General features: G+C 74.7%; 1 protein-coding gene. It reads right to left on the reverse strand.

All coding sequences use genetic code 11. The features are described 5' to 3' along the window. Window positions 1–435: hypothetical protein (locus tag D9R02_RS12150; RefSeq protein WP_220700432.1), on the reverse strand; the 435-nt coding region annotated here is incomplete at both ends.

Below are 435 nucleotides of genomic sequence, written 5' to 3' on the forward strand. Positions count from 1 at the left end.
GTGTCGAGCAGAGAGTCGGGCGCCTGCGCGGGAGTCTTCGTGCCGAGGCTCTGCTGCGCGGCCCACCAGGACGCGGCCACCGAGGCCGTGTTCCCGGCCAGTTCCTCGTCCGGTGCTGCGGCGGACAGCCGGGCCATCCGGTCCGCGGCGTCCGCCAGATCAGCCGGAGGGTTCCACTGCCCGCCCTGTTCGTCGAGGCGTCGTTGCTGCGCGGGTGTGGCCGCGGGACCGAGGGCATCCAGCTGCTGCGCCAGGGCGGCGTCGGGAAGCACGTCAGGATCCGGGGTCAGCTCGCTCCGCACGGACTCGACCGTGGCGCGCGCGGTGAGCCGTACGGCGTCGTGCTCGGACAGGGGCCGCCAGAGTGCCCAGGCACCCCCGGCGAGCACCAGGACGAGGAGCACGGCGAGGACGGCGGCCGTGATGCGCCAGGGC

The sequence above is a fragment of the Kocuria rhizophila genome, from assembly GCF_003667225.1.
GTDB classification, from domain to species: Bacteria; Actinomycetota; Actinomycetes; order Actinomycetales; family Micrococcaceae; genus Kocuria; species Kocuria rhizophila.